Origin of the sequence: Streptococcus cristatus (assembly GCF_019685515.1) — a bacterium.
In the GTDB taxonomy this organism is placed as follows: Bacteria; Bacillota; Bacilli; order Lactobacillales; family Streptococcaceae; genus Streptococcus.
In genome coordinates, this window is record NZ_JABFFN010000001.1 from 1,333,446 (window position 1) to 1,350,051 (window position 16,606).

Here is a 16,606-nt window from a genome sequence, read left to right on the forward strand (position 1 = left end):
CTAGGGATTGCAGGGCTCACACCATCTCCCGCTCGCTGAAAATATAGTTGGTTAGACTTTGTTCTCACATTTACTTTTATAGGATAAGAACAGATTCTTTGTTTGCATCTTCCTCAGTTGCTGCAGTAGCCTCTACCTCAACTGGCTCTTCATGTTGTTCACTTTCATCTGTCTGTTGATTTTGTTGAGCTTCAAACTCAGCTAATTCTTTATTTCCAGCCTCGATACGAGCTTGCAACTCAGCAACCTCTTCTGGTGTGAATTGACGAGTCATATCAATAGGCTCTTCCTCAGGTTGTGAAGGAATAGTTTCACCAAGAACTTCCCCCACCACTTCTTTAAAGGCTTCATCGCTTGTTTGAAGATACGTTGCTGTTGGGCGAAGAATGTCCTCCCAATCTGATGACTCAACAATAGCCAATTGACTTTCAATCGTAGACTTGAGGCGTTGATGGAATACACGACTCTTGTTCTTCAACTCTTCTGTCTCAACAGCCACTTTCTTAGCGTTATCTGTTGCCTGACGGAGAATTTCATTTGCCTTGTATTTTGCTTCTTCAAGCAAACGCTGAGCGTCTTGTTCAGCTTGTTGAATAATATTGTTTGAACGTTCTTGAGCAGCCTGTTTGACACGCTCCGCTGTATCTTGAGCAATCAAAACTGACTGACTCAAGGAATCTTTCATCTCATCAAAGTAAGACAAACGTTCTTCCAAACTCTTGATGTGTGTCTCTTTGTCGTGATTACTACGAACCAAATCTTCATAGTCACGAACAACGATATCAAGAAATTCATCTACTTCTTCTGGGTCAAAACCTCTAAATCTTGTACCAAAGGTTTTATCTTTAATTTCTAACGATGTAATTGGCATACTTTTCCTCACTTACTTAATAATAATTGAATGCTTAATTTTATCTTGTCTTTTTTTGTCTGTCCATTGTCTTTGACAACTTTTAGACGACCAAACTTTCTCACACTGATCAAATCTCCAACGGCAACCTGGTAATCACTTTTTTCAACCAGATGATAGTTCACCTGGACAGATTTTTTCTCAATCAGTTGACTAGTTTGATTTCTAGATAATTTCAAGGCACTTGATAAGAGGGCATCCAATCGAAAACTCGAAACTAAAATTTCTCGTTCTCTAAAGTCAATTTTAGATATAATCCTATCGGTAAAAGGAAGTTCCTCCAGCGATACAGGAAGTCTGCCAATCCTTCTTATCCCATCCTGAAAAAGAGGAATAAAATCACGATTGACAAAAATCTGTGCTCTCTTTTCATCTACCAAGATATCACCAAATAATTTACGGTCAATTCCTAGCTGGTTGATGATTGTTCCCAATATTTTTCCATGGCTCAGCTGTTCAAACTTACTCGGATAGCGAATTTCCAACAAGGCCATTTCAAAATCTGATATTTCCGGTTCAAAGTAATCTGGATAGAGAAGAACACGAACCGACTCTGTCGGAAGAAAATCACCACTACTTTGGCAACCCAGTCCATATGTCCCAGCAAGCACCCTTAAAATCTGTTCTTGATGGGGATTGATAAAAGGAGTAAGCACCGGTACATATGTATCTTCTACCCGCCTTATCCACTCTAATCCCTTATCAATAAAGGGAATATCATCTTGGGAAAAATGCTGATAAATGGATCGATTTACTGTCATAGTAATAGTACTAGTCGTGTTAAGATATTTCCAAGAAACTGGATTAGAATCAGCGCGACCCAAACCGTGAAATCAAGACCAGCAAATTGTAAATTGAGCTTACGAAGTGGCTCAATAACTGGACGAGCAAGTCTGATGACTAAGCGACCTAGTTGACTTTCATAGGCATTTGGAAACCATGAAAGAAGAGCAAATGCAACGAGAATGATGGAGTAAATGCTAACTGCATTTTGAATTAAACGGATTAAGAAAATCATTATCTTGCTCTATTTCGTTTAATATCAAAGCCGAACTCGGCACCTTGTGATTCATCTGGAAGTTTGATATCTTCAATATTCACGATAACGTTGACAGGCGTCAATAGATACATCGTACTCGCAACTTTTTTCATATTTCCAGCCAAGACGTGACGAGCTCCATCCAAGTAATCAAGGCAGCGACGCGCTTGTACTTCTGTCATGTATTGGAAATCAATCAAGATACTTTCATTTCCAGTTAACAAATCAACAATCTCAGTTGCATCCTCATACTTTCTTGGATAACGAACATCAATCGTCACTTTCTCATCTGAGTGATGGTTTTGCTTTGCCAACTCTTGTTGACGAGCATGGAGGCGAGTAATATTCGCATCTTTTACTGATCCCGGCTGAGCAGATGCTGGTAATTCTTTAGAAGATGAGATGGCTGGGCTAACTGTTTCCTCTTGTTGAGTCTGGTAGTTAGTCACGTCTTCTCCATCTTCTGTAAAATAATCTATAAATTTATCGAATCTATCTTTTAAAGACATAGCTCTCTCCTATTTAAAAAATGCTGTACCGATTCGAACAAAGGTTGAGCCGAACTGAATCGCTTCTTTAAAGTCACGACTCATTCCCATGCTTAGCTCTGTCATCGGCATATTAGGGATTTGTTTTTCTCTAATTTCTGCTTGCAGAGCCTGCGTATCCTTGAAAATTTCTTTCAATTCATCACTGTCTGCCTCAAAAGGAGCCATGGTCATTAAACCAACATACTCAATCTGATCTAACTTAGCCAATTCTGGCAAAAGTTCTAGCAATTCTTCTTTTGAAAACCCATGCTTGCTTTCTTCCCCAGAAATATTAACCTGCAAGAAACACTTGATAACATGATCTGTTCTCTTTTGAATTTCCTGGGCTAATTTTAGAGAGTCTAAAGCATGAAAGTAATCCACATATGGGATTACTTCTTTTACTTTCCGTCTCTGTAGTGTTCCTATTAAATGCCAAGTGACTGGGTAATCTTTCAAGGCTTGATATTTTTCTAAAAATTTATCAACCCGATTTTCACCGATATGATGGATGCCAAGCGGAAGCAAAGCTTCCGCTGTTTGTACATCTACATATTTTGTCACTGCGATTACTGAAACAGCATCTAGATTACGGTTGGCTTTTTGACTAGCATCAGCAATTTGCTGAAAAACTAATTCAGTATTTTTTTTCAAATTCATTGATTAACGATTTTTGAAGAATGGAGGTGTATCCAATTCATCCTCATCTTGTGAAACTGGTGTTTCAAAGCGTTCAACTGGTGAAACAACGGGATCTGTTTGGCGAACAATTGACTCACGGCGCAAGTCCCAATCTCCAAAAGCAGATGCTTGGTTGGTTTCAAAGCGACGTGGACTTGATTTAGGCAGTTCTGCTGTCTCTTTCAAGTCGAATTGACGGTCAAATGTGTGTGCTTGTGGAGTTTTAGTTGATAGTCGACCAACTGGTTGGTTGGTAGCAGACCCGACTACTTTTTCTAGTCGTTCTTGACGAACACCTGTCGCTACAACAGTCACACGGATTTCATCCTTCATGCTTTCGTCGATAGATGTTCCAAGCCAGATGTTTACACCTTTACCAGCTGCTTGGTTAACGATTTCTGAAGCTTCTTCTGCTTCAATCAAAGTTAAATCAAGACCACCAGTAACGTTGACAATCACATCCTCGGCACCATCGATAGTTGTTTCAAGAAGTGGAGAGTAAATTGCTTTACGAGCTGCTTCAACAACGCGCTCTTCACCACTACCAATACCGATACCCATAAGGGCATTCCCTTTATTTGCCATTACAGTTTTCACGTCAGCAAAGTCAAGGTTAATCAATCCTGGGTTCGTGATCAAGTCAGTAATCCCTTGAACACCTTGGCGAAGAACGTTATCTGCTTCACTAAGAGCTTCAAGAAGCGGTGTTTTCTTGTCAACAATTTCAAGCAAGTTGTTGTTAGAGATAATCAACAAAGTATCAACATGCTCGCGAAGTTCATTGATTCCTTCTACAGCGTACTGACCACGTTTGCTTCCTTCAAATCCGAAAGGACGTGTCACGACACCAACTGTAAGAGCACCAAGATCTTTAGCGATACGTGCAATAACAGGGGCAGCACCTGTACCAGATCCACCACCCATACCAGCAGTGATGAAGACCATGTCTGCACCGCTGATTGCTTCCGTCAAAGCTTCTTCGCTTTCTTCTGCAGCTTTGCGTCCAACTTCTGGACGTCCTCCAGCACCCAAACCACGAGTCAATTTTGGACCAAGTTGGATAACGGTTTCTGCTTTCGTACTGCTAAGGGCTTGTACATCAGTGTTGGCTGCGATAAATTCTACACCAGCAACACCTTCGTCAACCATACGGTTGATGGCGTTACCACCACCACCACCGACACCAATTACCTTAATAACTGCGCCTTGAGCTGCTGCTGTATCAAATGAAAATGTCATAATTTCTTATCCTCTTTTATTCATCAAACATGCTTCCGATTAAACCACGGAAACGTTCTGTTAGCTTCGGTTTACTTTGAGAACTTGCTTGGAATTCTTCCTTGGGAGCAGCTGGAGTTTCCTGTACAGTTTCAACTGGAGTTGTCTGTGTTGGGCTCGGTTGCGCCACAGGATTCAAACGTTGATTTGGAATGCCAAAGTTGATTGGTTTTTGACGAAGGAATTCATCTCCCTTAACTGCTTTTTGAGCAAGAAGATTGACTTCAGTCAATTTACCAGCAAACTCAGATAAACTAATCACGTGAGCAAATGCAGGGTTGCGAATTCCAACCTGATTTGGAACATAGAGTTTTACTCGAACACCAAATACTTCTTGGGCTAATTCAACAACGCCCGGCAAAATTGCATTTCCACCGATAAGGACGATACCTCCTGGCAAATCCAACAAGTGTCTTCTTTCCAACTCTTGTTTGATTTGGTCAAAGATATGTTTGATACGTGCTGAAATAATTTCTGCCAAGTAGCTTTCTGTCACTTCAACAGGTTCTACTTCGCCAATTACTTCAACTTGGAAAGTTTCATTACTTGCAAGTGGAACGTAAGCTTCACCATAGTTCAGTTTCAAACTTTCTGCAATCCTTTGAGATGTTTTCAAGACTTTAGAAATGTCTTTTGTAACGTAATCTCCACCTTCTTGGTAGATGTTGGTGAATTGCAATTCTTGGTTGCGGATAGTCGCTACAGTAGTCTGACCTCCACCCATGTCAATGACAGTTGCACCAAATTCACGTTCGCCTTCATTGAGAACTGAGTTTACAATCGCCAAAGGTGAAATAATCACATTATCAACCTGGATACCTACACGTTCGACTGTCTTGCGAAGATTGTGTAGAATCGTACGAGGACCTGTGTAAAGCAGGCCACGCATTTCCAATCGAACACCCATCATACCACGAGGGTCACGAATCCCTTGGAAACCATCCACGATGAATTCTTCTGGAATAAAGGTAATCACTTCACGATCAGGAGTCATGCTCTTTGTCAAAGCTGACTTAACAACATCTTCAACATCCTGATCTGTGATTTCTTTTGTATCCGACGTAACAGGAATCATTCCTTGTGTTGGTTCGACCTGCAGAAGATTTGCTGGAAGACCAACGTTAACAGACTTGATAGAAATGCCTGCTTTCTCTTCTGCCTGTGTGATTGCGGATTTGATTGCTGAAGCAGCTGCTTCAATATCAACAATAATTCCGTCTTTTACACCTTTACTTTTGGCATTACTAACACCAATTACATTTACTTCGCCATCTCTATGCTCAGCAACTAACACCTTAATGGAGCTAGTTCCGATATCCAAGCCTGTAAAAAAACCATCTCTAGTCATTACATCGCATCCTCTCTATCTTCCAAGTTTCTCACTTCTATTTAATAACTATGTTTGGGCATAGCTATTCAAAGAATATTATAACACAAAAAAACTAATCATGCTTAGTTTTTCGTAAATTTCCTGCATGTTTTTTGAGAAAATATTAGAAACTTTTTCTTCTGGAAAAAGTTTTTGATGTTCTTGTCAACAATTCGATAATATTTATAACCCATCAAAAAAGAAGGTCTTTTTAGACCTTCTCTTGAATAAATTCTTCCGATTTTTGCTGTAAAAAAATCTCTAGCAATTTTGCTGTTACGCAAATTGCTATCACGATAACGCTCGAAACAATAAGGTAATTCAAAAGTTGTCCGTGATTTCCAACAAGTGGCGGTCTCGTTAAGAAACCATAATCCCCACTGACAACTAAATTAACAACCCATATCAAAGCGTTCAAGGTGAAGGTAATCACCGCCACATTTTTGAAATTGAGCAGGGAAGCTTCATAGTTTTTAAACAAGTATAAGAGGGCATTTCCCAAAAGTGCCACATGTCCGATAACGAAGGACAGAATGGTCACGTGTGGAAACGGATAAGGATCAAATAGTGGATAAGTCAAAGCTGCTGTTGCTCCAAAAGTTCCTAGAAGGGCAAAGTATTGCTTGTACTTAGAGGTTCCCGGGATCAGGAGCAAGACAAACATGGCTACACGGCAATGATAGAAAGGTAAACTTTCTGACAGGGGCAGATGGTTTCCCCAATACCAGCCATACAGAACAATCAGTTGAACAGATTGAAGAATCTGAATAAATCGTTGGTAAGCCACTTTGTCGCGAAAACGATAAGAAGCGTAGAAAGTAAAGGCCAGTAAACATAACAAACCAATATACCAGTGGAGTTCAAACTGGGGCGGTTCTGATGTCTGCGTGGTAAATAATTTATCCCACAAATTCATATTCTATTCCTCGTTCATCTAGCTAGAGGCGGTAAAAAAATTCACTTTCTCCAGCTTTTAAATTTTTTGAAAAAACTTGATTCTATGCTATTCATAGAACACTTACGTCTTAAATTCGCAACCTATTATATCATTTGTATTGCAGAAATGCACTTTACAGACACCCTTTTTTGATTTGTCGACTTCTCTAGCACAAACTAATCGACATATTGGTCTCTTTGTCCTCTATAAACTTGCCAAAGAATCTCCATTTGCTCCTTGGTGATGCGTTTTTCAGATAAGGCCGGCAGTTGGTCAATAGCAAAAAATTGAAGCTCAGCAATCTCTTGATTTTCTTGAAATTGTCCATCAAAAAGCTTACATTCAAAGACAAACTTTGCATATTGTTTGCTCTGTAGTTGGAAACGATTAGTGTCAAAAACTGCAAGTAACCTTTCAGCTTTTGCTGTAAAACCAGTTTCTTCTTCAATTTCCTTAAGAATATTTTCGGTTGGAGAATAACCAACTTCACCAAAGCCACCTGGCAAAGCCCAACTATCCTCTCCTTTTCCTCTAACTAAACAGACTTTTTCATCCTCAACAATCCAAGCACGGACGTCCATCAGAGGAGTTGCATAAGCGGAAGTTGGTTTCAAGACTTCTGCAACTTCTTCTGCATCGAGGTCTGATACCTGATTCAACATTTCAGATAACAGACTTCGCAAGTCCTCGTAGCGCTCACGGTCGAAAGGATCTTTTGTAAAGGTTAATCCAGTATCCGTAATGGCTAGCATTCTTTGCAGATACTTGGTAAAATCACTTGCATTCATTTTCTAAACTTTCTACCAACTTGGCTAGATTCATAGAGTTTGAGCCTTTGAGCAGGATTTGATCATTAGCTCCAAGGATTTTCTTGACCTGCTTGACTAGGTCTTCAAATTGATCTTCGCTCGCAGTTTTCTTAAAGTAGAATACATGACCGATTGGGAACATTTGACTAGCCAGTTGTGCCAATTCGGCAATGTCTTCTCCATAGAAAATAACGGTATCCAGCACATCTGGCGAGAGGCTCAAAATCATCTGGTTATGGAGTTGAACAGACTGGCTACCTAATTCCTTCATGTCTGCTAAGACAGCGATTTTCTTGCCCCCTTCATTAGCTGGAATGGCAGAAAATGTTTCCAAAATCAACTTCATAGCAGTTGGATTGGCATTGTATACGTCAGACAGAATATCTGCTCCATTGGCTGCTTTCTTCCACTCAGTACGATTACGGGTCAATTCTAGGTTCTGAAAGGCCTGACGAATTTGCTCCTCTGAAACTCCTTCTTGTAGGGCAACATAGGATGCAATCATAGCATTGGTGGCATTGTACTTACCTGTCACTGGCAAATCGAGGGCTTGTTCCAAAAAATTAGCCTTAAAGGTCAGACTATCCTTGCGCTCAATCAAGTCTGTGACTTCCAATTCTGCCCCTTGCCCAAAACGGATCACTTTTTTATCTGTAGGCAAGTAGTCCTCTACAATCGGGTCAGCTGGTGCCAAAAGCAAAGAACCTGGTGCCATACCATCAGCAATTTGCATTTTTCCTTTAGCAATCTCCGAACGGTCTTTGAAAAAGGCCAAATGAGCCTCTCCAACCAAGGTCACAATGGCTGTCTTAGGATGAGCCAATTCAGACAAGAGATGGATATCTCCTAGGTGATCCTGTCCCATTTCCAAGACCAACTTTTCAGTATCATCTGGCATATGAAGAACTGTGTAAGGAAGACCAATTTCGTTATTGTAATTGCCCTGAGTTTTGTAGGTCTTGTAGGTTGTTGATAGCAAGTGCGCCAACATATCCTTGGTCGTTGTTTTACCATTTGAACCCGTGACCGCAAAGACATCAACCGCTGTTTTTTCAAGATAGTAGGCTGCGAGAGTTTGAAAGGCAGACAACACGTCGTCTACTAGGATGTAGGGATGATTTGCAACCTCTTTCTCAGACAAGGTTACTGCTGCACCATTTTCAAAAGCTGTTTTGATAAAGTCATGACCATCACGCGCACCTTTGAGTGGCACAAACAAATCTCCCGTCCCAATCAAACGACTGTCAAACTCAGCCTTTTCTAACTGGGCATCCTCAAAGATACTGACATCATTTTTAGCTCCAACAGCTTGGGCAACTTCATGGATTGTTAATTTCATTTCTACTCCTTTAAAAAGGGTTGAAGTCCACGAACTCTAATCACCTTGCAGGCGATGTTCCTGGCTTCTACCCCTCTTTCATTTTTATAGCAAATGCGCTTCGTGCTTATTAAAACTTTCCTTGGCAAGGTCAACCAAATGCTCGATTAGGTCTGGGTAACTGATTCCCATATTGTCCCAAAGTAGTGGGTACATAGACCACTGGGTAAAACCTGGCATGGTATTGAGCTCGTTTAGGAAAACCTCGCCCTTATCTGTATAGAAGAAATCACAACGAGATAGACCAAGGCCACCGATCGCACGGAAGGCAGTTTCTGCATTTTGACGCATGACAGCTACTACATCATCACTAATCTTGGCTGGGATGTCCATTGTAATCTTGTTGTCAATATACTTGGCATCATAGTCATAAAAGGCAACATCCTTGACCACTTCACCAGGAAGTGTACTCTTGACATCGTAGTTTCCCAAGAGACCAACCTCAATTTCACGAGCATTCACTCCTTGCTCAACCAAGACACGGCTGTCATATTGGAAGGCAAGTTCCAAAGCTTGACGGAGTTCTTCTTGGTTTTCAGACTTAGAAATACCGACACTTGAACCCATGTTTGATGGTTTCGTGAAGACTGGATAAGTCAATTTTTCTTCAACTTCAGCGATTTTAGAAGTCACATCATCCCCTTCGACGATAGCCACATAAGGAACTTGGGCAATCCCTACAGATTCTAAAACTCGCTTGGTCGTGATTTTATCCATGGCAAGGCTTGATGACAAGATATTGCAACCGACATAGGGCATTTTCAAAACTTCCAAGAATCCTTGAACAGAGCCATCTTCTCCCATAGGACCATGAAGAACTGGAAAGACCACTGCACCTTCTTCGTAGATGGCACTTGGTGCAACTTTCTTATTCCAATCAATCGTTTCATTGGTCATGAGACGATCCTCTTGACCTGGAGTCTGGCTAAATTCCTGAGTCTTGATAAAGTCACCTGACTGGCTGATAAAGAAAGTCTTGACTGTGAAACGGTCGTAGTTGACCGCACGCATGACACTTTCAGCTGACAATACAGACACCTCACGCTCTGCACTACGCCCACCATATAAAAGAATAATTGTTTGTTTCATATTGCTTGTCCTAATTCTAATAGAATATTCGTTCTTTAGTATATCATATTTGCTTCTTTTTTAAAACTTGAAGCTAATACTGATCTTCAAAAAACATAAAAAGAGACCGATAAAAACAAAGTCGGTCTCCTCGATTTTTGTATAATGAATTGAGTTTGTAAACTGGTCTTCACCTACAACTCTGTCCGATTTTCAATAGCTCGTAAGAGTGTGACCTCATCCGCATACTCGATATCTGCTCCCACGGCTAGGCCTCGTGCTAGGCGAGTGACCTTGATACCAGCTGGTTTGAGCAAACGAGAGAGGTACATAGACGTCGCTTCCCCATCTGCTGTCGCATTGGTTGCCACGATTACCTCTGAAACCTCACTATCCATGAGACGGGTCATGAGGCTCTTGAGATTGATATCGTCTGGACTGATACCATTCATAGGAGAAATGAGACCGTGCAAGACATGATAGAGTCCGTGGTATTCTTGGATGTTTTCCATAGCAGCCACATCGCGACTATCCTCTAGCACCAAGATCGTTGTCTGGTCTCGAGTCGGATCCGTACAGATAGAGCAAGGATCATCATCCGTCAAACGGCCACAGATGGAACAATAGGTCAATTCCCGCTTGGCAGATAGAAGGTTTTTGGCAAATTCATTGACATCGTCATCAGACATTCCAATGGTATAGAAGGCGAGACGGGTAGCCGTTTTGATCCCGATACCTGGAAGCTTCGAATAGCTATCAATTAACTTGGCAATAGGTGTTGGATACAGCATAAGTTCCTTTCTAATTCATTGGATGTTGTTGATTATAAAGATTGATAATATCACGCGCAATTGAAGGTCCGACACCATTTGTTAGGTTGGTGTTATGAGGAAAGACGACTGCGACCGCGATTTGAGGATTATCAGACGGAGCATAAGCAACTGCGTTGGTATTATTGGCTTTTTGACCACCATTGACATAACTTTCGGCAGTACCTGTCTTCCCACTGATGGAAACGGATGAGCCATTTGAAAAGGCACGACCAGTTGTTAGAGCGCTCGTTCCATGCGAAACTTGATAGAAACCTTGGTGCAAGAGAGCCATATCCGCTTCTGAGATATTGATCTTGTTCAGTTCCTTGGTGGCTGTTTCTTGAACTAGATTGCCCAAGCCACCTTGTTCATTGTTTCCATAAACTCCCTCAACGATGTGAGGAGCCAATCGTACGCCATTGTTTGCAATGGTTGCGACATACTGGGCTAACTGCATAGGTGTGTAGTTATCAAACTGGCCAAAGGCGTTATTAATATAGTTGGCCAAATCAAATTCTTTTGGTGTAAATCCTGTAGATTCATCTGGGAGGTCAATCTCTGTTGAAGCTCCAAGTCCATATTCCCCAAAGGTTGATCGCAACTTGCCCATTGCAGTTTCTAACTGATCAGTTGCGACTATCATATTTGGCTGGTAGGACTGCCCCATGATCCCTAGCGCAGTCTGAACCATGTAGGTATTAGAAGAGTACTCCAAAGCCTCAACTGCTGTGATAGGGAAGGAGCCATAGGATAAGGTATACCATGAATTGATAGGAGCCGAACCTTGGAAAACAATCGGCTGGTCTGTCAAGGTTTGATTTCCTGACAAGACCCCATTTTCCCAACCAGAGCTAAGGGTTGCCGCCTTAACGACAGACCCTGGTACAAAGACATTGGTTATCGTTCCAAGCGAATCTGAACTTAATTCACCGGATTCGACATCATGCTTGACACCTGACATAGCTAGAACTGCACCGGTTTTAGGATTGAGGGCTACAGCGTAGACTCCTTCAGAGTATTTGGCTCCACCGTTACCCAACTCCGAGTTGAAGTAGCTCTTGAGTAGATCATCCACACCATTCTGGAAAGCTAGGTCAACCGTTAACTTGATATTGTTTCCTTTGCTTCCTTCTTCGACATTTTCTACACTTTCCATATTTCCGTGTTTGTCGAGGTGGATTTCTTTGACGGAGCGTTTGCCTTGGAGAACATCTTCATATTGCTTTTCAAGATAGGAAGTTCCCACTCGGTCATTGAGAGAATACCCTTTTTTAAGATAGGCATCCACTTCCTCCGCTGGAAGACCGGATTTTTCACTTGATACACTACCTACAATTGAAGACAAAGAAGTATCTAGGACTTTTCTATCCCATGAGGTTGAAATACTGATACCTGGTAATTCCTTGGATGCTGATGCAACGAGAGCAACTTGGGTATCATTCAAGGCATCCGTAGAAATGGTGCCCGTCGCAAAATTTTCAACGGCATTGAGCTGACTAAAGAGATAGATTTCCTTTTTCTGGTCATCTGTATAATTGAGTTGACTCACGTCAATACTTTCAACTGCATTATTGTAGAGAGTCGCTTCAGATAAGCGGTTCCCATCTGAATCCAGGCGTTTATCACTTGGCAAGGATTCGACTGTTTTTTTGTAAACATCCTGGTCCGCCAAGTAGTAGTCTGCAATCTGACGGTCTGTCAAATTAGGGGAGATTACATTCACATATGTGAGAAGTTTCTTGGCTGTCTCCTTCAATTCTGCTGCTGTCATTTTATTGTTTCGTGTGAAAGACACAACTTGCTTGACAGTGTTTTCTACCAAGGGTTTCCCTGCTGCATCATAGATTTGCCCACGAGCTGAACTGGTTGTTACCCTTGTCTGACTGGCTGAAGCCAATTTTGTTTCATAGAAATCTTTATTGAGCACCTGCATATATAACAATCGACCAATAATGGCCATAAACAACAGGATAACAATGGCAAACAGTAAATTAAGCCGAATAGGAATCGAATGGCTATTGAATTTTCTCATACAACTAAGACTCTTTTCTAGAAAAATTTTCGATTTTCACCTTCATTTACCCCTAAAATAATAGAGCAAACAGGTGAAGCTCAGTACTTTTCATTGTACCATATTTTACGGAGAAACTCTTGGAAAAGTCGAAGCATTTTTTGACTTTCAACTGAAAATGCCTTTTTATTTGGTTATCCTAACTTCTATGATATAATGATAGTAATAGTTAGGAAAGCGTTAACCTTTAAGACTTTGACTCATAAAAAGGAGCCTCATGAACAAGCCAGACATCGCAACCATAATCGACCTCCATTTTGAAGAATTAACCGAGCTTGAGCAAGAAATCGCTCGCTATTTTTTACAACCTGAAACGATCCAAGATGATCTTTCTTCTCAGCAAGTTACCCAGAAATTACATATCTCCCAAGCAGCGCTGACCCGCTTTGCTAAAAAGTGTGGTTTTACAGGTTACCGAGAATTCATCTTTCAATACCAGCACCAGGCTAGTAAACAGGACACTCATTCGCACAAACATAGTCCTTTGACCAAACGTGTTTTGCGAAGCTACAGTATCATGCGAGAACAAACGCAGGATTTGATCGACGAAGAACAACTGGAACGAGTCGCCCAGTTAATCGAAGATGCTGAGCGTGTCTACTTCTTTGGAACAGGCAGTTCCGGTCTTGTCGCTCGTGAAATGAAATTGCGTTTCATGCGTCTGGGTGTGGTCTGTGAAGCCTTAACCGATCAGGACGGTTTTGCATGGACGACCAGCATCATGGATGAAAATTGTCTCGTACTCGGTTTCTCACTTTCTGGTACAACTCCTTCTATTTTAGATAGTCTATTAGACGCAAAAGAGATGGGGGCCAAGACCATCCTCTTTACCAGCGCTCCAAACAAAAATAGTCAGGCCTATACAGAGACAGTTCTTGTTGCCAGCCACAGCCAGCCTTCCTACATTCAACGGATATCCGCTCAACTCCCTATGCTCTTCCTTATAGATTTGGTTTATGCCTACTTTTTGGAAATCAATCGTGAAAGCAAGGAGAAAATCTTTAATAGCTATTGGGAAAATAAAAAACTCAATGGCTATCGTAGACAAAAACGCGTTAGAAAATCCTAGTTTGGTTGAACCAAACTAGGATTGTTTTGTCTTGAAATGATAATAGGCTCCCAACATCCCTGCTGTGTTTTGGTGATGGGCAAATTCTAATCGTGTTTTTTCGGCTAGACTTGGTACCAAGGCATCTTTTAAGGCTGTGCGGATCTTCGGTTTGAGGATAGCCTCTTGCCCCATAATACCGCCACCGAGAATGACTACTTCTGGATTGGCAACATAGCAAATATTTGCCAGACCTTTTCCTAGATAGTCTACCATACGGTCAATACCAGCCATACAGATTTTGTTTCCTTCGGTAGCTTCCTTAAAGATGCGTCGCCCATTCCACTGATCAACTGGATCACCATGAGCTGCTGCCACATACTCCACCAAGGCTGTAGTAGAAGCAAGATCCTGAAAAGCTCCATCCTGCATATGCATGTAACCGACTTCGCAGGCTGAGTTGCTAAATCCATGGAAGACTTTCCCATCCATAATCAAGCAACCACCGATACCTGTTCCAATGGTCAAGCAGAGTGTCACACTCGCTCCCTTGCCTGAACCAGATACTGCCTCAGCAAGACCTGCACAGTTGACATCATTTTCAATCTCACAAGGAATCGAAAAGCTCGTCTCGATTTCCTTCTTGAACTGGGTTCCTGCGTAGTTAGGAATTTGGGGACCAGCATAGAAAATCTCACCTTTGTCTGGATCGACCATTCCCGCTGAAGAAATAGCAACACCTGCTACTGGGCCTTTTTCTAAATAGCTGGCTACGATATCTTTTGTCTTTTGTAAGATATGGGGTCCACCCTTTTGCGCCTCAGTTGGCATTTCATGCGATTCAACAAGTTGGCCTTCTTGGTCAATCAAACCATATTTGATGTTGGTTCCACCGATATCAATTGCAACGTAGTGTGTCATAAATACCTCCTTATGGATTAGAGGAAGCGCTCCTTGGTTTCACGAATCAATTGAGCAGCTGCTTCTACAACTGGGCGATCTTCTTCGGTTACTGGTGTCAATGGTGAACGAACTGAACCAATGTTCAAACCTTCATTGATCTTCAAAACTTCTTTGATGACACAGTACATATTTCCATGTGCAGCAGTCAATTTACCAATGATTGCATTGATAGCGTATTGCAATTCACGCGCTGTTTCCAAGTCTTTCTCAGCAATCAACTCATTGAGTTTCAAGAAGAGTTCTGGCATCGCACCGTAAGTACCACCAATACCAGCTTTGGCACCCATGAGTCGTCCACCTAGGAACTGTTCATCTGGACCATTGAATACGATGTGGTCTTCTCCCCCAAGGCTAACAAAGGTTTGGATATCTTGAACTGGCATAGAAGAGTTCTTAACACCGATAACACGTGGATTCTTCAACATTTCAGTGTAGAGACTTGGAGTCAAAGCAACACCTGCTAATTGAGGAATGTTGTAGATCACATAGTCTGTGTTTGGCGCTGCGGCACTAATGTCATTCCAGTATTTAGCAACTGAGTATTCTGGCAAGCGGAAGTAAATTGGTGGAATCGTTGCAATGGCATCTACACCCAAACTTTCTGCGTGGCGAGCAAGTTCCATACTATCCTTTGTATTGTTGCAAGCTACGTGAGCGATGATGGTCAATTTGCCCTTAGCAACTGCCATGACTTCTTCCAAAATCAACTTGCGGTCCTCTACACTTTGGTAGATACATTCACCAGAAGAACCATTAACATAGAGACCTTGAACTCCCTTATCAATGAAGTATTGAACCAAGGCACGCGTACGCTCTGGACTGACTTCTCCTTGATCATCATAACATGCGTAGAAGGCTGGAATGACACCTTCGTATTTTTTCAAATCTGACATAGATTTTCTCCTAAGATTTCTTTTTTTCTGCTGAGAGCAGTTCTATTTTTTACAAGTTTAGTATACACCTTGTGAAAATCGCTTTCAATATCTTGTATACACTTAGATTTTAGTTTCTACTTGTATTTTAGAAACTGTAACGATTGAAAGTAGTTTCAGAAACACCTCATCCTACTGGTATTTGGCGAAGATTTTCTCCATCAATCCTGCTTGGAGAAAGACTAGCAAACCAAAACCAAAGAGGATAAAAGCTGACCCACCCAAAAGGAGAGTGAAGGCGGATAGATAAAGAACCATCACTATGAGAAAGAGAATGGCTAATATGAGGAAGAACCATGGAAAGTTAAAACTTGCCAAGATAAGCCCTTTTTGTAGCACTTCTTTCCAAGACAAATCATAGCGCGCAGCAATGGGATAACTAGCCAGCATCACCAGAGTGAGGAAGATGAGAATCCCCAAACAAATGGCTTTTACAATTTGAAAAGGTAAAGCTGTCTGGCCCCAGAAAAGATAGAGATCTAAAAGACTCAGCAAAACAATGCCCAACTCCAGCAAACCCAACTGGAAACCCAGTTTTAGATTTTGCTTGAAAGCTCTCAGGTAGGTTCTGAAAACAGGTACTCGTCTGCTTCTCTTAATCTCAAAAATGGTTTGGTAAAGGCTGATTTTGGCTACTCCAATCGTCACGATGGGCAAACAAGAGACGACAAAAAGAAGATTGGCTGTCACGATATCCAAGACCTTTTCACTGAAACGCATGAGAAAATTATCTGTATCAAATGCTGCCTTGATAAGGCTTACTCCTTTTTGTGCCATGTTT

At 41.5% G+C, this 16,606-nt stretch carries 17 protein-coding genes; 1 reads left to right on the plus strand and 16 read right to left on the minus strand.

Going from position 1 to position 16,606, the window contains the following annotated elements; genetic code table 11:
* Window positions 1–76: 76 nt before the first annotated feature.
* The 13 genes from FOA33_RS06390 to pbp2b form a co-directional block, all read right to left on the minus strand.
* On the minus strand, window positions 77–871 hold the full coding sequence (locus tag FOA33_RS06390; protein ID WP_221161029.1) for a DivIVA domain-containing protein: 795 nt from the start codon (window positions 869–871) through the stop codon (window positions 77–79).
* An 8-nt stretch (window positions 872–879) separates the two neighbouring features.
* Window positions 880–1,671, minus strand: a complete 792-nt coding sequence (locus FOA33_RS06395; protein ID WP_221161030.1) for a YlmH family RNA-binding protein — start codon at window positions 1,669–1,671, stop codon at window positions 880–882.
* Window positions 1,668–1,928, minus strand: coding sequence for a YggT family protein (locus tag FOA33_RS06400; RefSeq protein ID WP_000576502.1), 261 nt, complete (start codon window positions 1,926–1,928; stop codon window positions 1,668–1,670). The genes FOA33_RS06395 and FOA33_RS06400 overlap by 4 nt, the downstream gene beginning before the upstream one ends.
* A complete protein-coding gene (locus tag FOA33_RS06405) occupies window positions 1,928–2,458 on the minus strand; it encodes a cell division protein SepF (RefSeq protein WP_000053358.1) in 531 nt (176 codons plus the stop codon). The genes FOA33_RS06400 and FOA33_RS06405 overlap by 1 nt, the downstream gene beginning before the upstream one ends.
* 9 nt (window positions 2,459–2,467) lie before the next feature.
* The gene (locus FOA33_RS06410; RefSeq protein ID WP_001049621.1) at window positions 2,468–3,139 is read right to left on the minus strand and encodes a YggS family pyridoxal phosphate-dependent enzyme; all 672 of its coding nucleotides are present in this window, start codon (window positions 3,137–3,139) and stop codon (window positions 2,468–2,470) included.
* Window positions 3,140–3,142: 3 nt separating this feature from the next.
* Window positions 3,143–4,399, minus strand: coding sequence for a cell division protein FtsZ (gene ftsZ, locus FOA33_RS06415; protein ID WP_221161031.1), 1,257 nt, complete (start codon window positions 4,397–4,399; stop codon window positions 3,143–3,145).
* 16 nt (window positions 4,400–4,415) lie between these two features.
* Window positions 4,416–5,786: a cell division protein FtsA gene (gene ftsA / locus FOA33_RS06420; RefSeq protein WP_221161032.1), complete on the minus strand. Its 1,371-nt coding sequence runs from the start codon at window positions 5,784–5,786 to the stop codon at window positions 4,416–4,418.
* A gap of 232 nt (window positions 5,787–6,018) precedes the next feature.
* Window positions 6,019–6,723 carry a YwaF family protein gene (locus FOA33_RS06425; protein WP_221161033.1) on the minus strand — a complete coding sequence of 235 codons (705 nt, stop codon included), beginning with the start codon at window positions 6,721–6,723 and terminating at the stop codon, window positions 6,019–6,021.
* A 197-nt stretch (window positions 6,724–6,920) separates the two neighbouring features.
* Window positions 6,921–7,532 carry an NUDIX hydrolase N-terminal domain-containing protein gene (locus FOA33_RS06430; protein WP_221161034.1) on the minus strand — a complete coding sequence of 204 codons (612 nt, stop codon included), beginning with the start codon at window positions 7,530–7,532 and terminating at the stop codon, window positions 6,921–6,923.
* Window positions 7,519–8,892, minus strand: coding sequence for a UDP-N-acetylmuramoyl-tripeptide--D-alanyl-D-alanine ligase (locus tag FOA33_RS06435; RefSeq protein WP_221161035.1), 1,374 nt, complete (start codon window positions 8,890–8,892; stop codon window positions 7,519–7,521). Before FOA33_RS06435 ends, FOA33_RS06430 begins: the two co-directional genes overlap by 14 nt.
* Window positions 8,893–8,976: 84 nt before the next feature.
* Window positions 8,977–10,020: a D-alanine--D-alanine ligase gene (locus tag FOA33_RS06440; protein ID WP_221161036.1), complete on the minus strand. Its 1,044-nt coding sequence runs from the start codon at window positions 10,018–10,020 to the stop codon at window positions 8,977–8,979.
* A gap of 173 nt (window positions 10,021–10,193) precedes the next feature.
* A complete protein-coding gene (gene recR / locus FOA33_RS06445; RefSeq protein WP_000966754.1) occupies window positions 10,194–10,790 on the minus strand; it encodes a recombination mediator RecR in 597 nt (198 codons plus the stop codon).
* Between the two features lie 10 nt (window positions 10,791–10,800).
* Complete coding sequence (gene pbp2b, locus FOA33_RS06450; RefSeq protein WP_221161037.1) at window positions 10,801–12,843, minus strand: penicillin-binding protein PBP2B; 2,043 nt, start codon at window positions 12,841–12,843, stop codon at window positions 10,801–10,803.
* A gap of 256 nt (window positions 12,844–13,099) precedes the next feature.
* On the opposite strand from pbp2b, the gene FOA33_RS06455 reads away from it, so the two are divergent.
* Window positions 13,100–13,951 carry a MurR/RpiR family transcriptional regulator gene (locus FOA33_RS06455; protein ID WP_221161038.1) on the plus strand — a complete coding sequence of 284 codons (852 nt, stop codon included), beginning with the start codon at window positions 13,100–13,102 and terminating at the stop codon, window positions 13,949–13,951.
* Window positions 13,952–13,966: 15 nt separating this feature from the next.
* Here the strand turns inward: FOA33_RS06455 and FOA33_RS06460 are convergent, their stop codons facing one another.
* The 3 genes from FOA33_RS06460 to FOA33_RS06470 all read right to left on the minus strand — a co-directional run bounded on the left by FOA33_RS06460 (window position 13,967) and on the right by FOA33_RS06470 (window position 16,602).
* On the minus strand, window positions 13,967–14,851 hold the full coding sequence (locus FOA33_RS06460; RefSeq protein WP_221161039.1) for an ROK family protein: 885 nt from the start codon (window positions 14,849–14,851) through the stop codon (window positions 13,967–13,969).
* A gap of 17 nt (window positions 14,852–14,868) precedes the next feature.
* Window positions 14,869–15,786 (minus strand): dihydrodipicolinate synthase family protein, encoded by a 918-nt coding sequence (locus FOA33_RS06465; protein ID WP_221161040.1) that lies wholly within the window; start codon window positions 15,784–15,786, stop codon window positions 14,869–14,871.
* A gap of 171 nt (window positions 15,787–15,957) precedes the next feature.
* Window positions 15,958–16,602, minus strand: coding sequence for a YesL family protein (locus FOA33_RS06470; RefSeq protein WP_221161041.1), 645 nt, complete (start codon window positions 16,600–16,602; stop codon window positions 15,958–15,960).
* Window positions 16,603–16,606: the final 4 nt, after the last annotated feature.